The organism is Pseudoalteromonas sp. GW168-MNA-CIBAN-0100 (assembly GCF_040309225.1).
GTDB classification, from domain to species: domain Bacteria; phylum Pseudomonadota; class Gammaproteobacteria; order Enterobacterales; family Alteromonadaceae; genus Pseudoalteromonas; species Pseudoalteromonas arctica.
The window spans coordinates 55,450-76,819 of sequence record NZ_JBEOOL010000025.1 but is presented as its reverse complement, the minus strand read 5'-3'; the positions used below and the strand labels follow the sequence as shown (position 1 = coordinate 76,819).

Genomic DNA, 21,370 nt, shown 5'->3' with positions numbered 1-21,370 from the left:
TAGGTTACAAACCTCGCGCCGCGATTAAATCGCCCCTAGATTGAACAAATTTCAATCCACAAAGATCAACACGCCCTTAGCCTTCACTTATATTTTTTTATGGCGGGTTTATTGTGCTTTTCGTTTTACTATCCTAAAGCGCGACATTACTTATCACTTTGTCAAAAGGCGTTAACTAAATCATGTGCTTATTTAGATAAAAAATTAGCCCGTTAATTTACTTTTAATTGAGTATAAAAAAATGCCAGCAATTTATTGCTGGCATTTTTTATAGCTTACCTATTTATTACTTTGCTAATTTTTTAGCTAGGTATAACCATGTTTCTATTACTGTATCTGGGTTTAATGAAACAGAGTCAATACCCTGCTCTACTAACCATGCTGCAAAGTCTTCGTGATCTGAAGGACCTTGACCACAAATACCTACGTACTTTCCTTTTGCTTTAGCTGTTTTAATTGCCATAGAAAGTAGCTTTTTAATTGCAGGGTCACGCTCATCAAATAAATGTGCGATTAAACCAGAATCACGATCAAGACCAAGCGTTAACTGTGTTAAATCGTTAGAGCCGATAGAAAAACCATCAAACATTTCTAAAAATTCATCTGCAAGTAATGCATTTGAAGGTAGCTCACACATCATGATTACTTTAAGACCATTATCGCCGCGTTTAAGGCCATGCTCTTCTAGTAATTCAATTACGCGTTTGCCTTCTTCAAGGGTACGTACGAATGGGATCATGATTTCTATGTTAGCCATATCCATGTTGTTTCTTACGCGTTTTATAGCTTCACATTCTAGTGCAAAACAATCGCGGAAGTCTTCAGAGATATAACGTGCGGCACCACGAAAACCAATCATTGGGTTTTCTTCTTCTGGCTCGTACTGCTGTCCGCCAACTAGGTTTGCGTATTCGTTTGATTTAAAATCAGACATACGAACAATTACACGCTCTGGTGCAAATGCACACCCTAGAGTAGAAATACCTTCAACCAGTTTTGTTATGTAAAATTCTACTGGTGATTCGTAACCGGCAATCATGTCAGTAATTTCTGCTTTTAATGCATCTGTTTGAGCATCAAAATTTAATAACGCTTTAGGATGAACGCCAATCATACGGTTGATAATAAATTCAACTCGCGCAAGGCCAACACCGGCATGCGGTAAGCGTGCAAAGTCAAATGCACGATCGGGGTTACCTACGTTCATCATAACTTTCATTGGTAGTTCTGGCATTTTATCAACGCGTGACGTTAGTATTTCAAAATCTAAAATACCTTCGTAAATAAAGCCGGTATCGCCTTCGGCGCACGATACAGTTACTTCCTGTCCCGCTTTAATTAAATCAGTTGCGTTACCACACCCTACAACAGCCGGAATACCAAGTTCACGTGCAATGATTGCCGCGTGACACGTACGTCCACCACGATTTGTAACAATCGCTGCAGCACGTTTCATGATTGGTTCCCAATCAGGGTCGGTCATATCGGTTACTAAAATGTCGCCTACTTGTACCTGATCCATTTCTTTGATTGAATCAAGAACACGAACAACACCGCTACCAATTTTATGACCAATTGCACGGCCTTCAACAACAACGTTGCTTGTACCGTTTAATTGAAAGCGTTCCATTACGTTAGAGTCTTCGTTTGAGCGAACAGTTTCTGGACGTGCTTGAACTATATATAGTTTGCCGTCGTTACCGTCTTTTGCCCATTCGATGTCCATAGGACGACCGTAATGTTTTTCGATGATTACAGCTTGCTTGGCAAGTTCTTGCACTTCTTCATCTGTAATCGAAAACTTATTTGAAAGCTCAGGGGCAACATCAACGATGTCAACTTGCTTACCGTGCGCTTTATCTTCTGAGTAAATCATTTGAATGGCTTTAGAACCAATGTTACGACGTACTACTGAAGGTTTATTTTTAAGGAGTGTTGGTTTATGAACATAAAACTCATCAGGGTTAACTGCGCCCTGTACAACCATTTCACCTAAGCCGTAGCTTGATGTAATAAATACAACGTCTTCAAAACCAGACTCTGTATCAATGCTAAACATTACGCCAGATGCTGATTTATCTGAACGTACCATGCGCTGAATACCCGCTGATAGGGCCACACCACGGTGATCGTAACCTTGGTGAACTCGATATGAGATTGCACGGTCGTTAAATAATGAAGCAAATACGTGTTTAATAGCGACCATGACTGAATCGATACCAACAACGTTAAGGAAAGTTTCTTGCTGGCCTGCGAATGATGCATCTGGCATATCTTCAGCGGTAGCTGATGAACGTACTGCGAATGATACATCTGCTGCAGTATCGCCATGGAGTTGGCTATATGCGTCGCGAATGGCTTGATCTAGGTTTGGTTGGAATGGTGTGTCGATTATCCATTGGCGGATGTCGGCACCGACTTTAGCGAGTGTATTTACATCATCAACATCGAGTGTATCTAGAATGTTGTGAATTTTTGCTGTGAGTCCTGATTGATCTAAAAACTCATTAAAAGCATCTGCGGTAGTTGCGAAACCACCCGGTACTTGTACACCAGCGTTTGCTAGGTTTGAAATCATTTCGCCAAGTGAAGCGTTTTTACCGCCAACTCGAGGAACATCTTGCATACCAAGCTCTTGATACCAGAGAACGTATTCTTGCACGGATCTTTCTCCAAAAAAAACAAATTGTAGGTCTAACTGTGAGAGTTAAGAAAGAAAACCTTTTATAAAGGTCATCATCATTCTACACTGGCAATAGTCCTCACGTAAACCGTGAGAAACCCATTTTAGGGATTTAAACGCAATAAAAAGGTTAATTATGAGAACTGCTTTTTATATATCAGATGGAACCGCTATTACTTCAGAGGTGTTTGGGCATGCGACTTTGTCGTTGTTTCCTATCGATTTTAATCATAAAACAATTCCATTTGTAGAAACTGAAGAAAAAGCGCAAGAAATTAAAGCATTAATTAATGCAACCGCTGCAAAAACAGGCGAAAAGCCATTTGTTTTTTTTACTTTTGTTAATCACAATTTAAGTGAAATTATAAAATCGGCTGATGCAGTCACGTATGACTTTTTAACTACATATAGCGAAAAAATTGAAAAAGAACTCAATGTAGCCCCAGTTCCTAAAATGCATCGTACGCATTCTATCCACGAAAAAAGTTATGACTTTAGAATTGATGCCGTTAATTATGCTCTTATGAATGATGATGGCGGAAATATTAAAAACTTTTCTGAAGCAGACATCATTTTAATTGGCGTTAGTAGAAGTGGTAAAACACCCACAAGCTTATACTTAGCACTGCAGTACGGCATTAAAGCGGCTAACTACCCTATTACAGAAGAAGATTTAGACAATGAAGGTTTGCCTAAATGTTTAGTCCCTTATAAACATAAGTTATTTGGACTTACGATTGACCCTGAGAGACTTGCGGCTATTAGGCATCGACGTATGGCGAACTCTAAGTATGCTTCAATTAAACAGTGTCGTATTGAGGTCCGCGAAGTGGAAATGTTGTATAAGCGTCATAAAATTGCTTACTTTAATTCTACGCATCACTCTGTTGAAGAAATATCTGCAAAAATATTGATAGAAACAGACTTGGAGCGACGTAAGTACTAACTTACTCATCAAAGAAATAAAAAAACCGCAACTAAGCGGTTTTTTTGTATCAATAAATATTATTTACGTGCGTCTTTTAGTAAATCAGCTACTAAAAAGCCTAACTCTAATACTTGGTCGGCATTAAGGCGTGGATCACACTGCGTTTTGTAACGCTGTGCTAGGTCATCGTCAGATAAACCGTAAGCACCGCCAGTACACTCTGTAACGTGCTGGCCTGTCATTTCTAGGTGAACACCACCTGCGTATGAACCTTCAGCTTTGTGTACAGCGAAGAACTGACTGATCTCGCGCATAATATTGTCGAAGTTACGTGTTTTGTAACCTGATGTCGCTTTTTCAGTGTTACCGTGCATTGGATCTGAGCTCCAAATTACTTTACGGCCTTCTTGTTGAACTCTTCTTACTAGTGCTGGAAGTTTTTCAGGAAGTATATCTGCACCCATACGCGTAATTAGCGTTAAACGACCAGGAATGTTATCTGGGTTTAATGCATCAATTAAACGAATTAGGTCATCTGGGTCCATACCTGGGCCAACTTTAACACCAATTGGGTTTTTAATGCCTTTGAAAAACTCAATATGTGCATGGTCTAGTTGACGAGTACGTTCACCAATCCAAACAAAGTGAGCAGAACAATCGTACCAATCACCAGATAAGTGGTCGCGACGAGTAAGCGCCTCTTCATAACCAAGTAGTAACGCTTCGTGAGAAGTGTATAAATCGGTTTCTTTTAAGCTTGGCGCAATTGTAGAGTTAATTCCGCACACTTCCATAAACTCTAGTGCGTCTTGAATTTTATCAGCAAGTTGTTGGTATTTTTCTTTAAGTGGATTTGCAGCAACAAAGCCCATGTTCCAACGGTTTACCTGGTGAAGATCGGCAAGGCCACCTTGTGCAAAAGCACGTAATAAGTTTAACGTAGCGGCACTATGATGGTATGCAGTCATTAAGCGTTGTGGATCGGGTATACGTGCTTCTTCTGTAAACTCGATATTATTAATAATGTCGCCACGGTAAGATGGTAAAGACACGCCATTAATTGTTTCTAAGTTTGCTGAACGAGGTTTAGCGTATTGACCAGCCATGCGCGCTATTTTAACTACAGGGCATTTACCGCCGTAAGTTAATACAACAGCCATTTGTAAGATTGTTTTGAATGTATCGCGAATGTTAGCGGCATTAAAATCGCTAAATGATTCTGCACAGTCACCACCTTGAAGTAAAAAAGCACGACCTTCGCACACATCTTCAAGTTGTTTGAATAGGCTTCTTGTTTCTTCAGCAAAAACTAAAGGCGGTGCCGTTTTTAATTGGCTTTCTACTGATTTAAGTATTTCTTGATCCGGGTACTGTGGCTGCTGCAGTATTGGCAGCTCTCTCCAGCTATTTGGGTTCCACGATTGCATAATTTTTCCTCATTCCTACATTACCTGATAAGAAGAAATTAACGTATGCAGGCCCCTATGTTCAAGGACTAAATTCACTATTTTCCAATTATTTAGTTTTGAGTTAAGTATAATAGTAATCTTACTTAACCTAGGTGGTTATATAACATACACTTTAGTTTTATTTCGAAGAAACTAAAGTGTTTAAATACATGAGCTTAGAGCTAACTATTTACAATTTTAACGCATTGAGAATAAATAGTACATAAGGGTATGTTATACGTAATTTAGCTAGGAACACATCATACTTAAATGACGGCTTCTGTAATCTTAACTTTACGCGGATAATTAATTAATAGCTATCAAGTGCTATGTGCAGACCTTAATGTATGATATGAGCGTTTGTGGTAATCATTTATCTGCGCTTTAAATCCTAGACGCATAGTCTTGTATAGCACTCGTATGCTGGACTATATTCACAAGTGCTACAACTCAAAGGTGTGGTAGGCCATTAAGTTTTCTCTTCAAAGTGATAGTGTTACTTAACAGTTCACCATGATTAAAGCCCCCACTGCTAGAAGTATCTTTAAAGAGGAACTGATATCAAAAAGCATTTGTAGTCATTGTAACCTTTAGCTTGTCACCATATTGCCAACACGGTGTAATATGAGTCAGTAATTATAAATAATAATGAATGCTAAGACGGTTAGATAAATATATGAAATTATATAACTCCGCTTAACTCATTTTTCTAAACTTAGTTTTACCACCTACTACTTAGATAATCTAGCACTTGGCGCATTAGCCTTTTTATATACGACAAAGTAAATACTCCAATGTCATATGAATTAGTAAGGAGTTTCAATCTTTCTTCATTTATATATTCCCACGTTAAAGAACACATCATACTTAATTGAAATATAATATTACTATGAGCCCTGAGTACTATTTGTTATTTATTTAGACAAAGCAAAGTGCATGTAATAATATAAGACTAGTAAGATGTGTTCTTTGAGGTGTGTAATGGTAACTAAGGTACAAATTAGAAGTCAGTTTGATTTAATGAACGAATTAACTTTGAGGTTGATTGAAGAACTAAAAGAGTGTGAATTCTCCAAAGCGGAATATTATCAATTACCAGATGTAAGTAGTTTCGATGAGAGTAAAGTTCCAGAATCTATACTTGTTTCTAAAATCACTGGAGTACCTGCTCAAAAAGCAATCCTAAACTCTTTTTCAGACATGTATAAAAAATCAGGATTAAGCAGTCGTGTTTTAAAAAGACACCCTGGTTTGCTCGTCATTAAAAATGCAGATAAACAAGCTTTAAATAATCGTATAGCTCAAGTAAATAAAGCTAAAACTACGTTTAAAGAATGTATTTTAGCTATTGATAGCAACGATGCTCGATTTGAAGCAGTTCACAATGCTATACCAAATTTAATAACGCTTGCTGCATATCGTAAAATTCATAGTGAAAGCGAATCGCCATTTTCGGTTAGGTTTACTTGGATGCACAAACACGCAACTAAAACGCTGACTAAAAAAATGGCTCTCGAAATGCTCGACAAATCGGCCAGTTATCGAAATCCAAGAATGATAGATCAACAAAAATGGCAATCACTTGTAGCTCAAGAACAATTACGGGTTGCTAGTTTAGGCGAAAAGGAAAAACTTAGAATTCGCCGCCCTACTCGAGTGAGTCCACAGGTAAATGTGAGATATACGGCGCAAAATCGCTATCATGTGAGTGCTGCATTACCCTTTATTCTGATTAATCCAGAACCAGACGTAAAATTAGGTATATTACCTGATTATCAAAAACCCGAAACTCACCCTCGTAAGCGCGAGTATGATTTTTTGGTTGATAGGTTATATTTAGAACAGGTTGAGCGGTAGTCATTATGTTAAAAAGGCCACATAGTGTGGCCTTTTTAGTTATGCGTACAGTATTTAAAATAACGGTTATTATTTTTCTACTATTTCTTCAATTTTATCTTCATCAATCAGCACGGCATTTTCAACAATGCGTTTACCGCCTTGGATTTCAATGCGTTTATTGTGTTTGTTCAATGTAAGTATTTCATCGCAAAACTGATCAGACGGGTGCATTTCGTATGTGTAATCGATAATGTTACCGGTTTTGTCATCTTTAACGTTTGTAATGCTGTATTCTGATATTGCACCTTTTTCAATCAAATCTTTCATTGTGGTGGTCATATCACGACGAAGTGCTTTTAATTTATTTTCGGTAATATCATCAGTTGAATAAATAGATCCGTATTTTTCCATAATTGAAAGTAATCTAAAATGGTACGTTTTACCTGGTGCTGCATAACGCCAAAGGTGATACAAACGAAGCATCATCCAACGCGATAATCCACGTTTTAATTCTTGAGCGCTATTAAAGTAATACCCTTTGTATTCAAGGTTATCAATCATGTTATGAACAAATGCATTTAAACAGGCAACACATTTTACATTGCCACCCTGACCTTTTTTGCCACTAAAATGCAGTGACGATAAAAAGTTCATGTTTGACTCGTAAAACGAATCATCTATATCAGAATTTTTAGTATCTGTTGCCGAATATTTAAATGAAAGTTTAGAACCTTGCAATGCTTCAAGTGACTCTTTTATTGCAGGATATGGCATTGACTGCCCTACCGCTTTGAGTTCTTGTGCTAATTCGTTCATAGAAAAAACAACCGCGTATTGAATACCGGATTTAAAATTAATTTTAACTATTTTGCCTTTAGAAGCTAAACGAATAAGTGCTCGCTCTACTTTTTCTTCTCTATCTGATGGCCAAACAAGGTATTCAACATCTTCGCCATCTTTGCGTGTACTTACAACAGCTGGCGTTATTTTTATTTCGCCATCGTACAAAATACCATCTACTTTTTCAGATATTTTACGCGTAATAATTGTTTTTTTAGGCGCTTCTTCAAGTGGCAATTTTTTATAGCCCGAGCGAACAAAGCGTCCCCACAAATCATAGTGATTAAACGTGTTTGAATATGCACGTAATCCATGTGCTGCATTTTCAATAGAAATTCGCACGTCTTTGTTGTCTGTAAATAGTGCTAAACTTTCGTTATCTATTGCACTTTCCACCCCGTGGATTTGGCCCCTAAGTGTATCGGGCAAGTTATCTACCGAGATGTTGACCTTTCGGCTCATTGTTCTTATTTCCATTTTTATTGCGACAGCTAATAACAACACATTAAGCAACAAAAGTTAAATGTTTAAGTTAGTATAAAAGTGATCTGACTTTAAATAAAACGTTTGGATCACTATTATACTAAGTGATGTACATTACTTACGATTTCAGATCATATTTATACTAAGTGGACTATCACAAATCTAATTTTTACTAACTCAGCTGTTATTTTGTCCATTACAATGGCTTAATTTTAAAATTAAGCACGACAAATACACCAAAAAATATATTCCCCTGTGGATAAAGCCTTATCGAGTTAGAATAGATCTGATCTGTACCAAGTACAGATCAGATCTATACTAATTAAAAGCGTATTTTTATGTTGCGACTAGTGCATAACTTTATAATTTACTTAGTAAAAAACTGATCCGCAGGGCTCTTTTTGTTCATAACTTCATGCGTAACCTGTGCATAACTCTATATTTAAAATAGACCTTAGTAAAAAGCTGATCCGCAGGTAGATAAAGATCTGATCTTAACCAAGTATAAACCTGATCTGCTTTTTTAAACATTATTCATATAAATCATAATGTTATGTGCTGATTTTACACCCTTAACCTTTATTACCTTATATATTTAACCACCTTTAAACTTCTTTATTTATACTAAGCAATATTAAAGGTGTAAAAATATTTTTAGATGTCTTGTTTTTAAAATGCATGTCGTCTTAAATAGTTGTTTACAGCTATTTGAATGGACATTATACTAACTGCCTAACTTTGAGGAAGAAAGTATGTCTATCAACAATAACGCATTAAGTACCTATCGGCTTTTGAAAGCCACAGCTGAAGTTGCTGAAAAATCATTAGAAGGACGTATTCAGCACTACCGTGCTCATCTTAAATCAGAAGAAAAAGAATTAAGAACGTATACACAAAAAGCAGCTGCTGATTTATTAGGTTGTAATAATCGTACTTTAAAAAGACGTCATGATAATGGCGACTTCGATGATTTAAACATAAAACGCGGTGCTAACGGTCACTATGCTTACACATTAGTAAATATTTTTGCTATGGCCGATATTATGGACATTAAACCAGATCATCGTACTGGTGATGACAAACTGCAAGTTATTGTAATTAATTCTCTCAAAGGCGGCTGCGGTAAAACTACCAGTATGGTTAATATAGCAGCAGCGCTTGCAACTACAAATATTAAACGTTATCGCATTGGTATTATAGATTTAGACCCACAAGGCTCTTCTTCAAGCTTTTTTCCTTCAAGTGAGCACGACCCGATTACTGTTGGTGATTTAATGCGTGATTGCATAGATTTAGACGAGGGTGAAACATGGCCTGAATTTGTGTCTAACTCATTTTTACCAACGCATATCCCAAATATTCGTGTATTACCATCGGGTATGGATGACTTTTACTTTGAGCACGAAACGGCAACCTTACTCAAAGATACCTCAAATTATGAGCAAACTCGCCATTACCACAAGTTACTTGAGAAAGTAATTGATCCCGTTAAAGACGAGTTTGATATTATCTTAATTGACACAGCACCTACCCTTAACTTTATGTTTTATAATGCATTAATGGCCTCTACTGCGATGCTTATTCCTGTTCATCCGGAAGCTGTAGATTTTGATGCTAATAACAAATATTTAAAACGACTAGGTGAGATTTACCATACAGTTGCAGCACTTGGCCATGAGGGCTGGGACTTTATGCAATTTTTAGTGACCAACTATGTGAAAGGTAATCACTCACAGCGCGATATCGTTAAAGATGTTCGTAGTGCATTTGGTCGCCAAGTAATGAGCTACCCAATCAATCACAGCTCCGCGATTACCGCTAGTTCATCGTCTTTCAACACTATTTTTGATCAAAAAGCATCAGACAGCTTAGCAAGTCGTGAGTCATTAATGCGCGCTCAAGAAAATATTAAAGATGTGGTCGATGAGCTAGAAATGCTTATTCGTTCAAATTGGCAGTCAACTCAATCAACACTCAATACCCCTAAGTAAGGATGTTAAATAAAAATGGCTAAAAAACGTAAAAATGACACCCGCTTAGATCCATTTGCAACTGCTGTAGGCAGCAGTAGTCTTGATGCATTACTAGAACAAGCGAATGCTGGCGATGTAATTAGAATGCCTGCACCGAGCGACCCTGCTCGTCAAATTACGCTTGTTTGTAAAGTGATCGCACATGCTGATATTGAATCTACCACTGGTGTATATGGCAAAAATCGTCGTGTACAGGCACTTCTAAACGAAAAGTCAGTATCAGACATTCTTCCTGCAATTCGTGAAGATGGCCGAAATCAACATCCTGCCCTACTTTGGGATCAAGGTGACAAAAGTTTAGTTCTGGCAGGTTCACGTCGTCGTATGGCCTGTATTTTAGGTAACGCAGATTATTTAGTACTTAGTTCAAGCGATTTTACTGATCAAGATGCAAAAATTTTAGCGGTATCTTCAGATCAATACATTGCTCCTAGTTTATGGGAGCTTGGCCAAGCATACCAACAAACTAAAAATGAACTTATTGAGCAAGGTAAAAAAGGATCTTACAGAGAGATTGCCGCGGTAGAAGGTGTATCGCATACTGCAATTGCAGATGCAATTAAAGCTTATGAGCAAATTCCTGCTGATGTCATTGCGCTTTACCCTACTGCTAATCACGTAGGTCGCGAAGTCGCTAAAAAGCTTGTTAGCGCAAAGGAGCGAGACGAAGAGGCGTTTAATCAACTTGTTAGTGCCCTTGCTAGTGATGAAGAGTTAAATGCGATTACAAGCGACGACAAGCGTGCAATGGCGATCACTAAATGCCTAACTTCAGAGCCACAAGTAGCTGTTAAGCGCGAAGCTGTACTAGAAAATAACTTCATATCGGTACAACGCAATTTAAAAAGCGGTGATGTCTCTATCAAAATTGATAATAAAGTAATGACAGACAAGCGCTTAGAGCAATTAACTAAGTTATTAAGTGCTTTTAATTAGTTAGTTAAATAGTGATCTGTCAGGCATATTTACTTAGTTAAATAGTGATCTGGCAGATTGTTTTGTTAGTAAAAATCTGATCTTTACTAGCCTATTTCCTCTTCAAATAATCATATTCCTTCTTCAAGATCACTTTTTTACTAACTAATCTCCTCTTTTTAGCTACATTTCTTCATTTATTATTATTGTTAGTAAAATCGTGATCTGTAATGCTTACTTTTATGTTTCTAACTATATGTAACTTCTACCATTGCAGTTGTTTTAAATATTATTTTGTAAAATTGGATGCTTATTTTTACTTACAAACCGATTTTTTACTAAGTTATCAGCTCCAACCAGTTTATATCTTGTTAATAGTGCTTTAGCTCAGAGCACATAAGGCATATACTGGCAGGATTATTTTTAAAATTTAATGCTTAGAGTGACATGTCTGCTAACTTATCAAAAAATGATTTAATGGCTATTTTTGAAGAAATTAAAAATGAGCAGGCTACCCAGTTTCCTCTGTCTGAACGCTTTATTAAAAAACTTTTCCGTGAAAATGTTTTAGATAAAGGCAAAGAATATTACAAGAAAGGTCAAATCACTTGGCTAGAACACACCCCTAATTTTTCTGTAGTCGACTCTACTGTACAAGTGGATAATGGATCATCGTTTAACCAACGTATTGAGATCAGTAAAGTACCAACTGGTTATTCTGTTGATACGCATTGTACGTGTAATGCAAAAACTAAATGCCGACACTTAGCTGCTATTTTATTTAAGCTCAAAATAGAGCACTCTGGTGAATATGGCGAAGATTACTTTATTAATGACTGGTTTAGCGAATTAAGCGCACTTAAAAGTGGTGATCAAAACACGCCATCGCAAGTATTATTATTTGTATTAGATATTGAAAATAACAAAGTATTCTTAACACCTAAAATAGCGAATGTTGAGACTAAAAAGAATTACACGCTAGGTCGAAACCTGACCGAGCAGCAGTTAAATAGTTTTGTAACGCCGAGTGACTTACTCGAAAGTGATTTTAGATTATTTAGTTGGATACGCTCACAAAATGCAGTGGGAAGTATTGAGCTAAAAGGCCAGTGGGGTTTTAGTGCCTTACAACAGTTGATAGCTACAGAACGCCTGTTTTTCCAGCGTTCTCGAGTACCAATTAAAGCGCAATCTGGCCAAGCATTAAGTTTTAGTTGGGAGCAAGATAAAGATCTCTCACAATTAGTTATTAAGCTTGAGCAAACACAAAACTGGGCTTTATTAAAAACAACACCACCTACTTACCTCGATTTAGATCATTTAAAAGCGGGCCGTCTTCGCACCCCATTGAGTGCAGACGAAATAGCACATTTACAAACTATGCCTGCTTTGCATGACGCTAATTTTGATAGAATATACAAGCAGCTTGCCGATAACTTTGGTGCAGGTGTAATACCCCACCCTACTAATTTACAGCCAACATTGCCTAAAATCTCTAGTAATGCTGTTTTAAAAGTAACTATGGGCGATCAAGGTTTATCTCTTTCCTTGTTATTTAAGTATAAAAATAAAAACTATTTAGCAGGTGCTGCACCTGCAAGTACGATTAATAGTGCATTTGAAAATACTGTAACTAACGAGCTAATTAACTTAGGATTTGAATTTTGTAAAGGGGGTTTACAAAGTGAACTGGTATTTACAAAGCAGTCTTCAATCCATTTGCATTGGCTAATATACGAAGTATTCCCTGGCTTTAAGCAACGTGGTTGGCAAGTAAGTGTAAGTAAAGTAACGAGTCCTAATCCGCAGTGTGAAGTTAGTTTACATGTACACCGCGCAGCAGGGCATCAAATGCACTGCAAAGTATTGCTATGTGATGCTAAAGCATCGCTGTTGTTTACTAATACTGACCCGCTATATCAGTCATTAAATCGCCAAAGTGAACTATTTTACTACTATCCGCTTGGTCGTGAGTTTGGGGTTATTAATAAGTCAGCAATTAACTTATTAAATGAATTTAAAGAGCGTTTTGAATTTGTAAAAACACGAGACGAATTTAATATTCCGCTTTCGTATTTGCCTGAATTAGTAAAGCACACTGCTATAAACGTAGAGCTTCACGACGACTCATTAGAGCTATACTTACAAGAGCTAAATAGTCCCGATAAAGCAATTACTAAGGTTTCATTACATGGCTTAAATGACTCAGTAACACTTCGTGAGTACCAACAGCAAGGTGTTGACTGGCTTAGCTTTTTAAAACGTCACCAATTAGGTGGTATTTTAGCTGATGACATGGGCCTGGGTAAAACCTTGCAAGTTATTGCATTTTTAGCTAGTACATTTAACCGCCCGCAGGCAGGCCCTACACTAATAGTGTGTCCAACTAGTTTGGTGAGTAACTGGAAAAACGAAATTATTAAGTTTGCTAAAAGCTTAAAAGTCACCACTATTTTTGGTTCAAACCGTAACGATCCTTTACAGCACTTAGCGCAAGCGCAGTGTATACTTACTACATATCCACTTTTAAAGCGTGATATTGCATATTATTCGCCATTATATTTTGAAAATATAATCCTCGACGAAGCACAATACATTAAAAACGATACCGCACAGGTTTCGCGATTAGTTAAACGCTTAAATGCCGACTTTAAACTTTGTTTAAGTGGTACTCCAATCGAGAATAATTTACTTGAGCTTAAATCGTTACTCGATTTTGCTATGCCATCGTTACTTGGGTCTCAAGCCCACTTTAAGCAGCACTTTCAAACGCCTATTGAGCGTGAAGCTGATATGGAGAGAGCTGAGCAGTTAAAAGCGTTAATTATGCCCTTTATAATGCGCCGCACTAAAGCACAAGTAGCGCAAGAGCTGCCTGAAAAAACAGAGCTAACTAAAGAGTTTGAGTTTGAGCCTAAGCAAAAAGAAATGTATCAAGGTATTACACGTTCATTAGAAGAGAAGCTAATAGACTTATTTGCCGAACAAGGCGCACAAAAAAGTAAACTTGCATTTTTAGAGGCACTTTTAAAGTTAAGGCAAATTTGTTGCCACCCTAAATTAATAGATCCAGACACTCAAGCAGGCTCCGCTAAGCTTGAATGGTTAACAACACACTTACCGCTTATGTTAAGTCTCGGTCGTAAAATTATTATATTTAGTCAGTTCACATCGGCGCTCGATTTAATAGCCCAACGCCTTGAAGAAATAAACATTAACTTTAGTATGCTTACGGGGCAAACGCGCCACCGAGATAAAGTAATCGACGAGTTTACCAGTGGTAAAACATCTGTGTTTTTAATTAGCTTAAAAGCCGGCGGTACAGGCCTTAACCTTACACAAGCCGATACAGTTATTCACTTTGATCCATGGTGGAACCCTGCTGTAGAAAAACAAGCGACTGATAGAGCTTACCGTATTGGCCAAACTAACCCTGTATTTGTGTATAAGCTCATAATGAGTAATTCAATAGAGCAAAAAGTATTTAAAATGCAACAAGACAAACAGGCCCTTGTAGATGCGTTATTTACTGATAAATCAATGAGCTTTACAAAGTTTGATGAACAACAAATGTTATCGCTAATTAAAAACTAAATTGATTTAAAAAGTTTTGATCTTTTTATGAACTTAATTAAAAAGCGGACGTCTACTATTATGCTTGTTGGTTAATTGCAGTTAGCACAAGCATCATGTTGATTCCCCATTTAGTTACTAATTTTAGTAATGATTAAGCCAGCCCATTTTTAGTTGGCTTTTTTTATGCCTAAAATTTAGCGTTCGGCACTTATTTTAAAAGTTTTTACTTTTTTATGAACTTAATTAAAAAACGGACGTCTACTATTATGCTTGTTGATTAATTGCAGTTAATACAAGTTTTCATGTTGATTCCCCCATTTAGTTACTAATTTTAGTAATGATTGAGCCAGCCCATTTTGAGTTGGCTTTTTTTATGCCCAAAATTTAGCGTGCAGCACTTATTTTAAAAGTTTTTATTTTTTTATGAACTTAATTCAAAAAGTGGCGTCTATTATTATGCTTGTTGATTAATTGCAGTTAATACAAGTTTTCATGTTGATTCCCCCCATTTAGTTACTAATTTTAGTAATGATTGAGCCAGCCCATTTTGAGTTGGCTTTTTTTATGTCCAAAATTTAGCATTCAATTTTTATTTAAAAAATTTTGATCTTTTTATGAACTTAATTCAAAGAGCGGCGTCTACTATTATGCTTGTTGATTAATTGCAGTTAATACAGGTTTTATGTTGATTTCCCCTATTTGATTACTAATTTTAGTAATGATTAAGCCAGTTCATTTTGAACTGGCTTTTTTTATGCCCATAATTTGATTTGTTTAAATCAACCCGAATAAAAATAAATGATTTTTCGTAAATTAATTTGAATTAATTATTTTGTTTTCCGGTCTACTCTAATGCCTGTTGTTATATAGCCTCACCCAGTAATATTAGTTATTTTGGTGATTATGTATTTAAGTTGCAGCTTACTCGGGCACATGTTGATTTTCCTTTTGATTACTTAATTTAGTAATATTTGACCAGCTTATTTTGAGCTGGTTTTTTTATGTCTGTAATTTCTTTGCTCCCCTACTTCTATTGCGTGTTATTGGTTATGATGGCATGTCCCTAAATTTTATAAGTTTATTTTATGCTCACTCAAGTACTCACTAATATTGATTGGCTAAGCGCCGGTGCTGGTGTTGCGTTAGGCGTTGTATTTTACGGCGTTGTATCAACACAGCTTCGCAAAAAGCTACATCTACAAATAAGCGAACAGCAGCAACAGCTTTCCCTATTACAAAATCAATTTGATAATAAAGAGCTGCAATATAGCGCCTTGCAAGAAGATCACGAACTGCTAGAACATACTCACCAAGAACAGCGCGATGAAGCCCAGCATTTTAAAACGCGTTTTAGCGAACAAGAAAAACAAAGCATTCAATACAATCACTTTTGGCGTAAAGCCGAAGGCGAGCTTGCAGCGCTTCGTGAGCAATATAATCAACGCGATGTTGAATATAATAATATGCGCACCACCCTCGAGCAAAAACAACAAAGCTTTACCGAGCAACTCGCGCAAATTGAGCAAAGTAAAAATATGCTCAAAAAAGAATTTGAAAACCTAGCCAATAAGATTCTAGAAGAAAAATCACAAAGCTTTAAAACCTTAAATCAAGAAAGCATTGAACAATTATTAAAACCGGTTCAAGGCGAGCTAAAAGGCTTTAGAGAAAAAATGGAATCAATACATGTTGAAGACATAAAACAACGAACCGCGCTTAAAACCGAGCTACTGCATTTGCAAGCTAAAAGCCAAGCTATAACAGATCAAGCCGACAAGCTCAGCAACGCGCTACAAGGGCAAAAGAAAACCCAAGGTAATTGGGGCGAACTCATGCTCGAAAACGTCTTAGATAGCGCTGGCTTACGTGCTGGCGTTGATTATAAGCGCGAAGTGTCGTTTAACACTGAAGATGGCCGCTTGCGCCCTGATGTAGTTGTTTACTTACCACAAGGTCGCCACTTAGTCATTGATGCTAAAACATCATTAAATGCTTATACACGCTATGTGAACGCTGAAAATGAGCTAGATGCTAATCAAGCAATTAAAGAGCATGTAAGCGCCGTTACAGCACGTATTAATGAGCTTGCGAGTAAATCGTACGACCGTTTACCAGGGCTTAATTCGCCTGAAGTTGTGGTTATGTTTGTACCAATAGAATCAGCTTTTGTAGAAGCACTTAAATATCAAAGTGATATTTACCAACAAGCAATCGAAAAAAATATACTGGTAGCTACACCTACTACCCTGCTTACTAGTTTAAATATTGTTAAACAGCTTTGGCGTTTTGAAGAGCAAACCAAATACTCAAAAGAGCTGGCAAATCGGGCTGAGCGTTTTTATAACAAGCTCAATGGTTTTTTATTAAGTATGGAAGGCGTAGGTAAGCAGCTTGATAAAGCGAAAGAAAGTTACGACAAAGCGTTCTCGCAATTATACCGTGGTAAAGGTAATTTAATTAAACAAGCATCAGAGTTTAAAGAGCTTGGTGTATCGGTACAAAAAGAGTTACCTAGTGAGAGCGTTGAACGTGCGCAGCTAGAGCTTGATTAGATTTATTAAGTGTTTTCAATTAAGTATGTTAAATAATGTACGTTAGAAACCAGAGGTGTTTATGAATAATAAGATTATAGGTATTGTTTTAATCGTTATAGGTATCGCTTTAATTATGTGGGGATATGACGTGTATGATGCGGCGGCTTCGCAGTTAAGCCGTGCATTTAGTGGTGATACACCAATAGAAGCATGGGCGGGTATTATTGGCGGTGCCATCTGTGTGTTAATTGGCATTAAAAAGCTTAAGTAACATAAATAAAATACAGCTTACTGGGGCTTGTTGACCTTTCAGGATAAAATTTGTTCAATCTAGGGGCTATTTAATCGCGGCGCGAGGTTTGTAATTTAGTGGGCTCGATAACTGCTCCTGCGTTATTCTAATGGCTTACATCCATGTAATAATAAGTAAAAACCGAGCAACAAAGAGTAAATTGCCCCTAGGCAGAACCCTTAGGGCAGCGCATGTTTGGCATTTATACTACATTATCGTCTGTTTATGGGGAATAACCACACTACATAGACTCTGCCTTGCCTAAATACCAAACAGTCTGCTGCAAATTTAATCTCAAAAGATAAACAGGCCCTGAATAAGCTGTATTAGTTTATTTGTAATCAATTACTTCTAGTAATTCATTTAATTTACTTTCTGGCAGGCATTCGCCTCTATCCCAATAAGAGTTTAGTAACGCAGTTAAACTGCCAATACGCTGTGACTTTTTCTGCATTTGCTCAATCAAAATGTCAGCTTCTTTTTGTTTTTTTTCTAAACGTTCGATTATTACTGTGTGGTTTAGCTCGCCGTTTTCGTTACGTAATAAAGGTATTTCGTTGAGTGAAAAACCCAAGCTTTGTGAAAATTTAATTAATTGCAGTTTTTCTAAGTTTTGTTGGGTGTACAGCCTATAACCATTAGCACTGCGAGTGGTTGGTGTTAATAACCCTTTGCTTTCGTAAAAACGAATAGTGCTGGCAGGTATGTTGGTAAGTTTTGCAAGTTCGCCTATTTTCATAACTAATAATAACTCCACTTTACATAAACTTAGTAGGTTGACCTTCAAGCTAACTTTAAGGTTATAGTTGTTTTAATGTCAATTTAATTAGCCAATAATTATGCGAAACCCTGTGTTTACCTCCTTTACCTTGCCAAGTGGTTTAGTATTAAAAAATCGTATTGCCAAAGCCGCTATGGAAGAAAACCTAGCACAAGAGGACCAAACACCCTCCCAAGCACTTAAAAATGTTTATAGCGCATGGGCTAAAGGCGGTACAGGGCTAATTATTACTGGCAATGTAATGGTTGATCATTTAGCGATGACAGGCCCAGGTGGCCTAGTGCTTGAGCAAAGTACCGATATTACTGCCTTTGCAGAGCTTGCTCGTTTATCAAAGCAAAATAATTGCAAAGTGGTGATGCAAATTAATCACCCTGGTAGGCAAGTATTTAAAAAAATGGGTGGAAAGGCTCTATCAGCGTCAAGTATTGCACTTAATATGGGTAAGCACTCGCACTTATTTGGCGTACCAAAGGCAATGACTCAAACCGACATTGACGATGTTATTACCCGCTTTACACAAACTGCACTACAAGCTGAAAAAGCCGGTTTTAATGGCGTACAAATACATGCAGCGCATGGCTATTTACTTGCCCAGTTTTTATCGCCACTTACCAATAAGCGCGACGATAAATGGGGGGGAAGTTTACAAAATAGAGTCCGTTTACTTCTCGAAATAACCCGCAGTATTAAAGCAGCTTGCTCCCCCACCCTTTCGGTTTCGGTAAAGTTAAACTCTGCAGATTTTCAACGTGGTGGGTTCGAACCCAGTGACGCGCAAGTTGTAGTGGATTTATTGAATGAACTCAATGTTGATTTTGTAGAGCTTTCGGGTGGTAGTTACGAAGCCCCTGCCATGCAAGGTAAAACAGGTGACGAACGCACACTTGCCCGCGAAGCATACTTTTTAGAGTTTGCAAAAGCGATTAGCCACCGCTCATCAATCCCAATAATGACCACCGGCGGCATTAGTCGCTTATCTATTGCCAACAACGTGATTGAAAGTGGAGTGGCCCTCGTGGGTATTGCCACTGCGCTTGCATACCAACCAAATTTACCAAACAAATGGCAAAATGAGCCACTGCAACTAGCCGTATTACCCAGTGTTACTTGGCAAGATAAAACCCTTGCAGGGCTTGCCACTATGGCACTGGTAAAAAGGCAAATACGCCGTTTAGGCCAAGGCAAACCTGTAAAAACAAACGCTTCACCAATATTTACTTTAATTAGCGACCAGCTACGTTCGGTTAAATTAACTAAGCGTTACCGCAATCGCTTTGCTAGAGAGATTAACTAAGCTTTGGTATTCACTCTTTTTATGTATTCCGGTTTTGTTTACTAATTTTTACACTTGAATAAATGTAACCATTTTTATGTTGTGTAAATGAGTATTAAGGCGTGCACCAATTTGGAAGTTTGCTTTTTTATCAAGCTATTATAGTGCACTATTTTGTGCATATTAAAGTACTGTACGAGTAAAGAAAATAATCATTCTAAAATGTTAATTAAAGTGCGCGTTCAGCGTTTGTTAATTTGTTCATCTTATTGAAAGTACTGATATTTATTGTTTTTCTCCCGCTTGAGTTTGGTTGGTATTTATACTAGTTTATAGCGTGGATATTTAACCTTACTCAAGGAGAATAGTTACATGGTATCTCGCAGAAATTTTATTAAAGCAGGCGCTGCTTTAAGTTTAGGCTCTATTTTTAGTGCTTCAGCTTTGGCTGAACAATTAAAAGTAAAAATGTCTAACGGCAGTGTTATGCAAACTAAAGGATCAATAGATAAAAGCGCTGCTCTGCCCACAAACGATGTTACTAACGCTAAGCATTACCGGCCTGAATCAAGAATGGGCTTAGGCGGTCTTGCCGCTGGGAATGGCTTTAATACTATATCAAGCGATGCAGAAATTTTAACAATGCTAAATGCAGCATGGGATTCTGGTATTCGTCATTTTGATACGTCACCTTTTTACGGCTTAAGCTTAAGTGAAAGGCGCTTCGGTGATTTACTTCGAAACAAAAAGCGTGAAGATTATGTTTTATCCTCAAAAGTAGGTCGCCTTCTTACCCCTTCAGCAGAGCCTCTAGAAAATAGCTGGCATTGGGCTGATCACTCACCTTTTCATTATAAATATGATTACTCTGCATCAGGTACGCGCCGTTCAATAGAAGACACGTTGCATCGTATTGGTGTCGCCTCGCTTGATATTGTTTATATTCACGATTTATCACCGCAAAATAGTGATATGGGAGATGACTGGCTTAAGTATTTTGATCAGGCAGCAAAAGGGGCTATTCCTGAGTTAACTAAAATGCGTGATGAAGGAATAATTAAAGGCTGGGGTTTTGGAGTAAATACACCTCATGCTATTTATAAAGCGCTTGATATGTCAGATCCTGATATTTGCTTACTAGCGCTGCAATATTCAATTTTAGATCATAAGCAGGCACTTGATAAAACCTTTCCTATGCTTGATAAACGAGGTGTTTCAGCAGTCATTGGTGCTCCGCTTAATGGTGGTTTTTTAGCCGGTCGTAACCGCTTTAATTATTCACCTAAAATTCCTGGGCCTATGCAGCAAAAGTTTAATGCAATAAGCGACATTGCATCTAAACATGGGATTGATATTAAAACAGCTGCACTGCAATTCGCAGAGGCGCCTTCAACGGTATCCTCAATTATTCCTGGCGCACGCACGGCAGATCAGATTAAAGCTAATGTAGCCTCAATGAAAGTTACCATACCAAGCGAATTTTGGAGTGAATTGAAATCTAAACAGCTTATTGCTGAAAACGCGCCCATACCTGCATAACAAAATAGGTGTGCCATTTGCTTGGCACACCTCGTTATAGCTAATGAGGTTGATTTTCAAGCAACGCTTAGTAGTAAGTGCATTGATTGTTGGGCATTTGTATAAGCGCAGCTTGCTGGCGTTTAAAAGCGAAGTTTTTAAAATTAGTTATTAGGTAGTCAAAAGCATTATTACGTGCCTATTAAATATTACGCGTATCGGTA

General features: G+C 37.4%; 13 protein-coding genes. 9 read left to right on the top strand and 4 right to left on the bottom strand.

Features of this window, described 5'->3' with window-relative positions; genetic code table 11:
• Window positions 1-286: 286 nt before the first annotated feature.
• The gene (gene ppsA, locus AAEY62_RS15230; protein ID WP_350635283.1) at window positions 287-2,662 is read right to left on the bottom strand and encodes a phosphoenolpyruvate synthase; all 2,376 of its coding nucleotides are present in this window, start codon (window positions 2,660-2,662) and stop codon (window positions 287-289) included.
• A 157-nt stretch (window positions 2,663-2,819) separates the two neighbouring features.
• Here ppsA and ppsR point away from each other — a divergent pair, with 157 nt between their 5' ends.
• Complete coding sequence (gene ppsR / locus AAEY62_RS15225) at window positions 2,820-3,629, top strand: posphoenolpyruvate synthetase regulatory kinase/phosphorylase PpsR (protein ID WP_350635281.1); 810 nt, start codon at window positions 2,820-2,822, stop codon at window positions 3,627-3,629.
• A 59-nt stretch (window positions 3,630-3,688) separates the two neighbouring features.
• On the opposite strand, the gene AAEY62_RS15220 is transcribed toward ppsR, so the two are convergent.
• Complete coding sequence (locus AAEY62_RS15220; RefSeq protein WP_024591592.1) at window positions 3,689-5,038, bottom strand: class II 3-deoxy-7-phosphoheptulonate synthase; 1,350 nt, start codon at window positions 5,036-5,038, stop codon at window positions 3,689-3,691.
• A gap of 1,002 nt (window positions 5,039-6,040) precedes the next feature.
• Between AAEY62_RS15220 and AAEY62_RS15215 the strand changes: the two genes are divergently transcribed.
• Window positions 6,041-6,916: a DNA replication terminus site-binding protein gene (locus AAEY62_RS15215; protein WP_024591591.1), complete on the top strand. Its 876-nt coding sequence runs from the start codon at window positions 6,041-6,043 to the stop codon at window positions 6,914-6,916.
• A gap of 69 nt (window positions 6,917-6,985) precedes the next feature.
• Here the strand turns inward: AAEY62_RS15215 and AAEY62_RS15210 are convergent, their stop codons facing one another.
• Complete coding sequence (locus tag AAEY62_RS15210) at window positions 6,986-8,200, bottom strand: hypothetical protein (RefSeq protein WP_024591590.1); 1,215 nt, start codon at window positions 8,198-8,200, stop codon at window positions 6,986-6,988.
• A 773-nt stretch (window positions 8,201-8,973) separates the two neighbouring features.
• On the opposite strand from AAEY62_RS15210, the gene AAEY62_RS15205 reads away from it, so the two are divergent.
• The 5 genes from AAEY62_RS15205 (at window position 8,974) to AAEY62_RS15185 (ending at window position 17,550) form a co-directional block, all read left to right on the top strand.
• Window positions 8,974-10,212, top strand: a complete 1,239-nt coding sequence (locus AAEY62_RS15205; protein WP_007583176.1) for an AAA family ATPase — start codon at window positions 8,974-8,976, stop codon at window positions 10,210-10,212.
• Between the two features lie 15 nt (window positions 10,213-10,227).
• A complete protein-coding gene (locus AAEY62_RS15200; RefSeq protein ID WP_197111873.1) occupies window positions 10,228-11,190 on the top strand; it encodes a transcriptional regulator in 963 nt (320 codons plus the stop codon).
• Between the two features lie 426 nt (window positions 11,191-11,616).
• Window positions 11,617-14,763, top strand: a complete 3,147-nt coding sequence (locus AAEY62_RS15195; protein WP_010552907.1) for a DEAD/DEAH box helicase — start codon at window positions 11,617-11,619, stop codon at window positions 14,761-14,763.
• 1,067 nt (window positions 14,764-15,830) lie between these two features.
• A complete protein-coding gene (locus AAEY62_RS15190; RefSeq protein ID WP_121954823.1) occupies window positions 15,831-17,297 on the top strand; it encodes a DNA recombination protein RmuC in 1,467 nt (488 codons plus the stop codon).
• Between the two features lie 61 nt (window positions 17,298-17,358).
• Window positions 17,359-17,550 (top strand): DUF3185 family protein, encoded by a 192-nt coding sequence (locus AAEY62_RS15185; protein ID WP_007583678.1) that lies wholly within the window; start codon window positions 17,359-17,361, stop codon window positions 17,548-17,550.
• 352 nt (window positions 17,551-17,902) lie between these two features.
• Here the strand turns inward: AAEY62_RS15185 and AAEY62_RS15180 are convergent, their stop codons facing one another.
• Window positions 17,903-18,310, bottom strand: a complete 408-nt coding sequence (locus AAEY62_RS15180; protein WP_350635278.1) for a MerR family transcriptional regulator — start codon at window positions 18,308-18,310, stop codon at window positions 17,903-17,905.
• A gap of 100 nt (window positions 18,311-18,410) precedes the next feature.
• On the opposite strand from AAEY62_RS15180, the gene AAEY62_RS15175 reads away from it, so the two are divergent.
• Both AAEY62_RS15175 and AAEY62_RS15170 read left to right on the top strand, forming a co-directional pair.
• The gene (locus AAEY62_RS15175) at window positions 18,411-19,649 is read left to right on the top strand and encodes an NADH:flavin oxidoreductase/NADH oxidase family protein (protein ID WP_350635276.1); all 1,239 of its coding nucleotides are present in this window, start codon (window positions 18,411-18,413) and stop codon (window positions 19,647-19,649) included.
• Window positions 19,650-20,000: 351 nt separating this feature from the next.
• Entirely contained in the window at window positions 20,001-21,167 is a 1,167-nt protein-coding gene (locus tag AAEY62_RS15170; RefSeq protein WP_024591585.1) for an aldo/keto reductase, read from the top strand.
• Window positions 21,168-21,370: the final 203 nt, after the last annotated feature.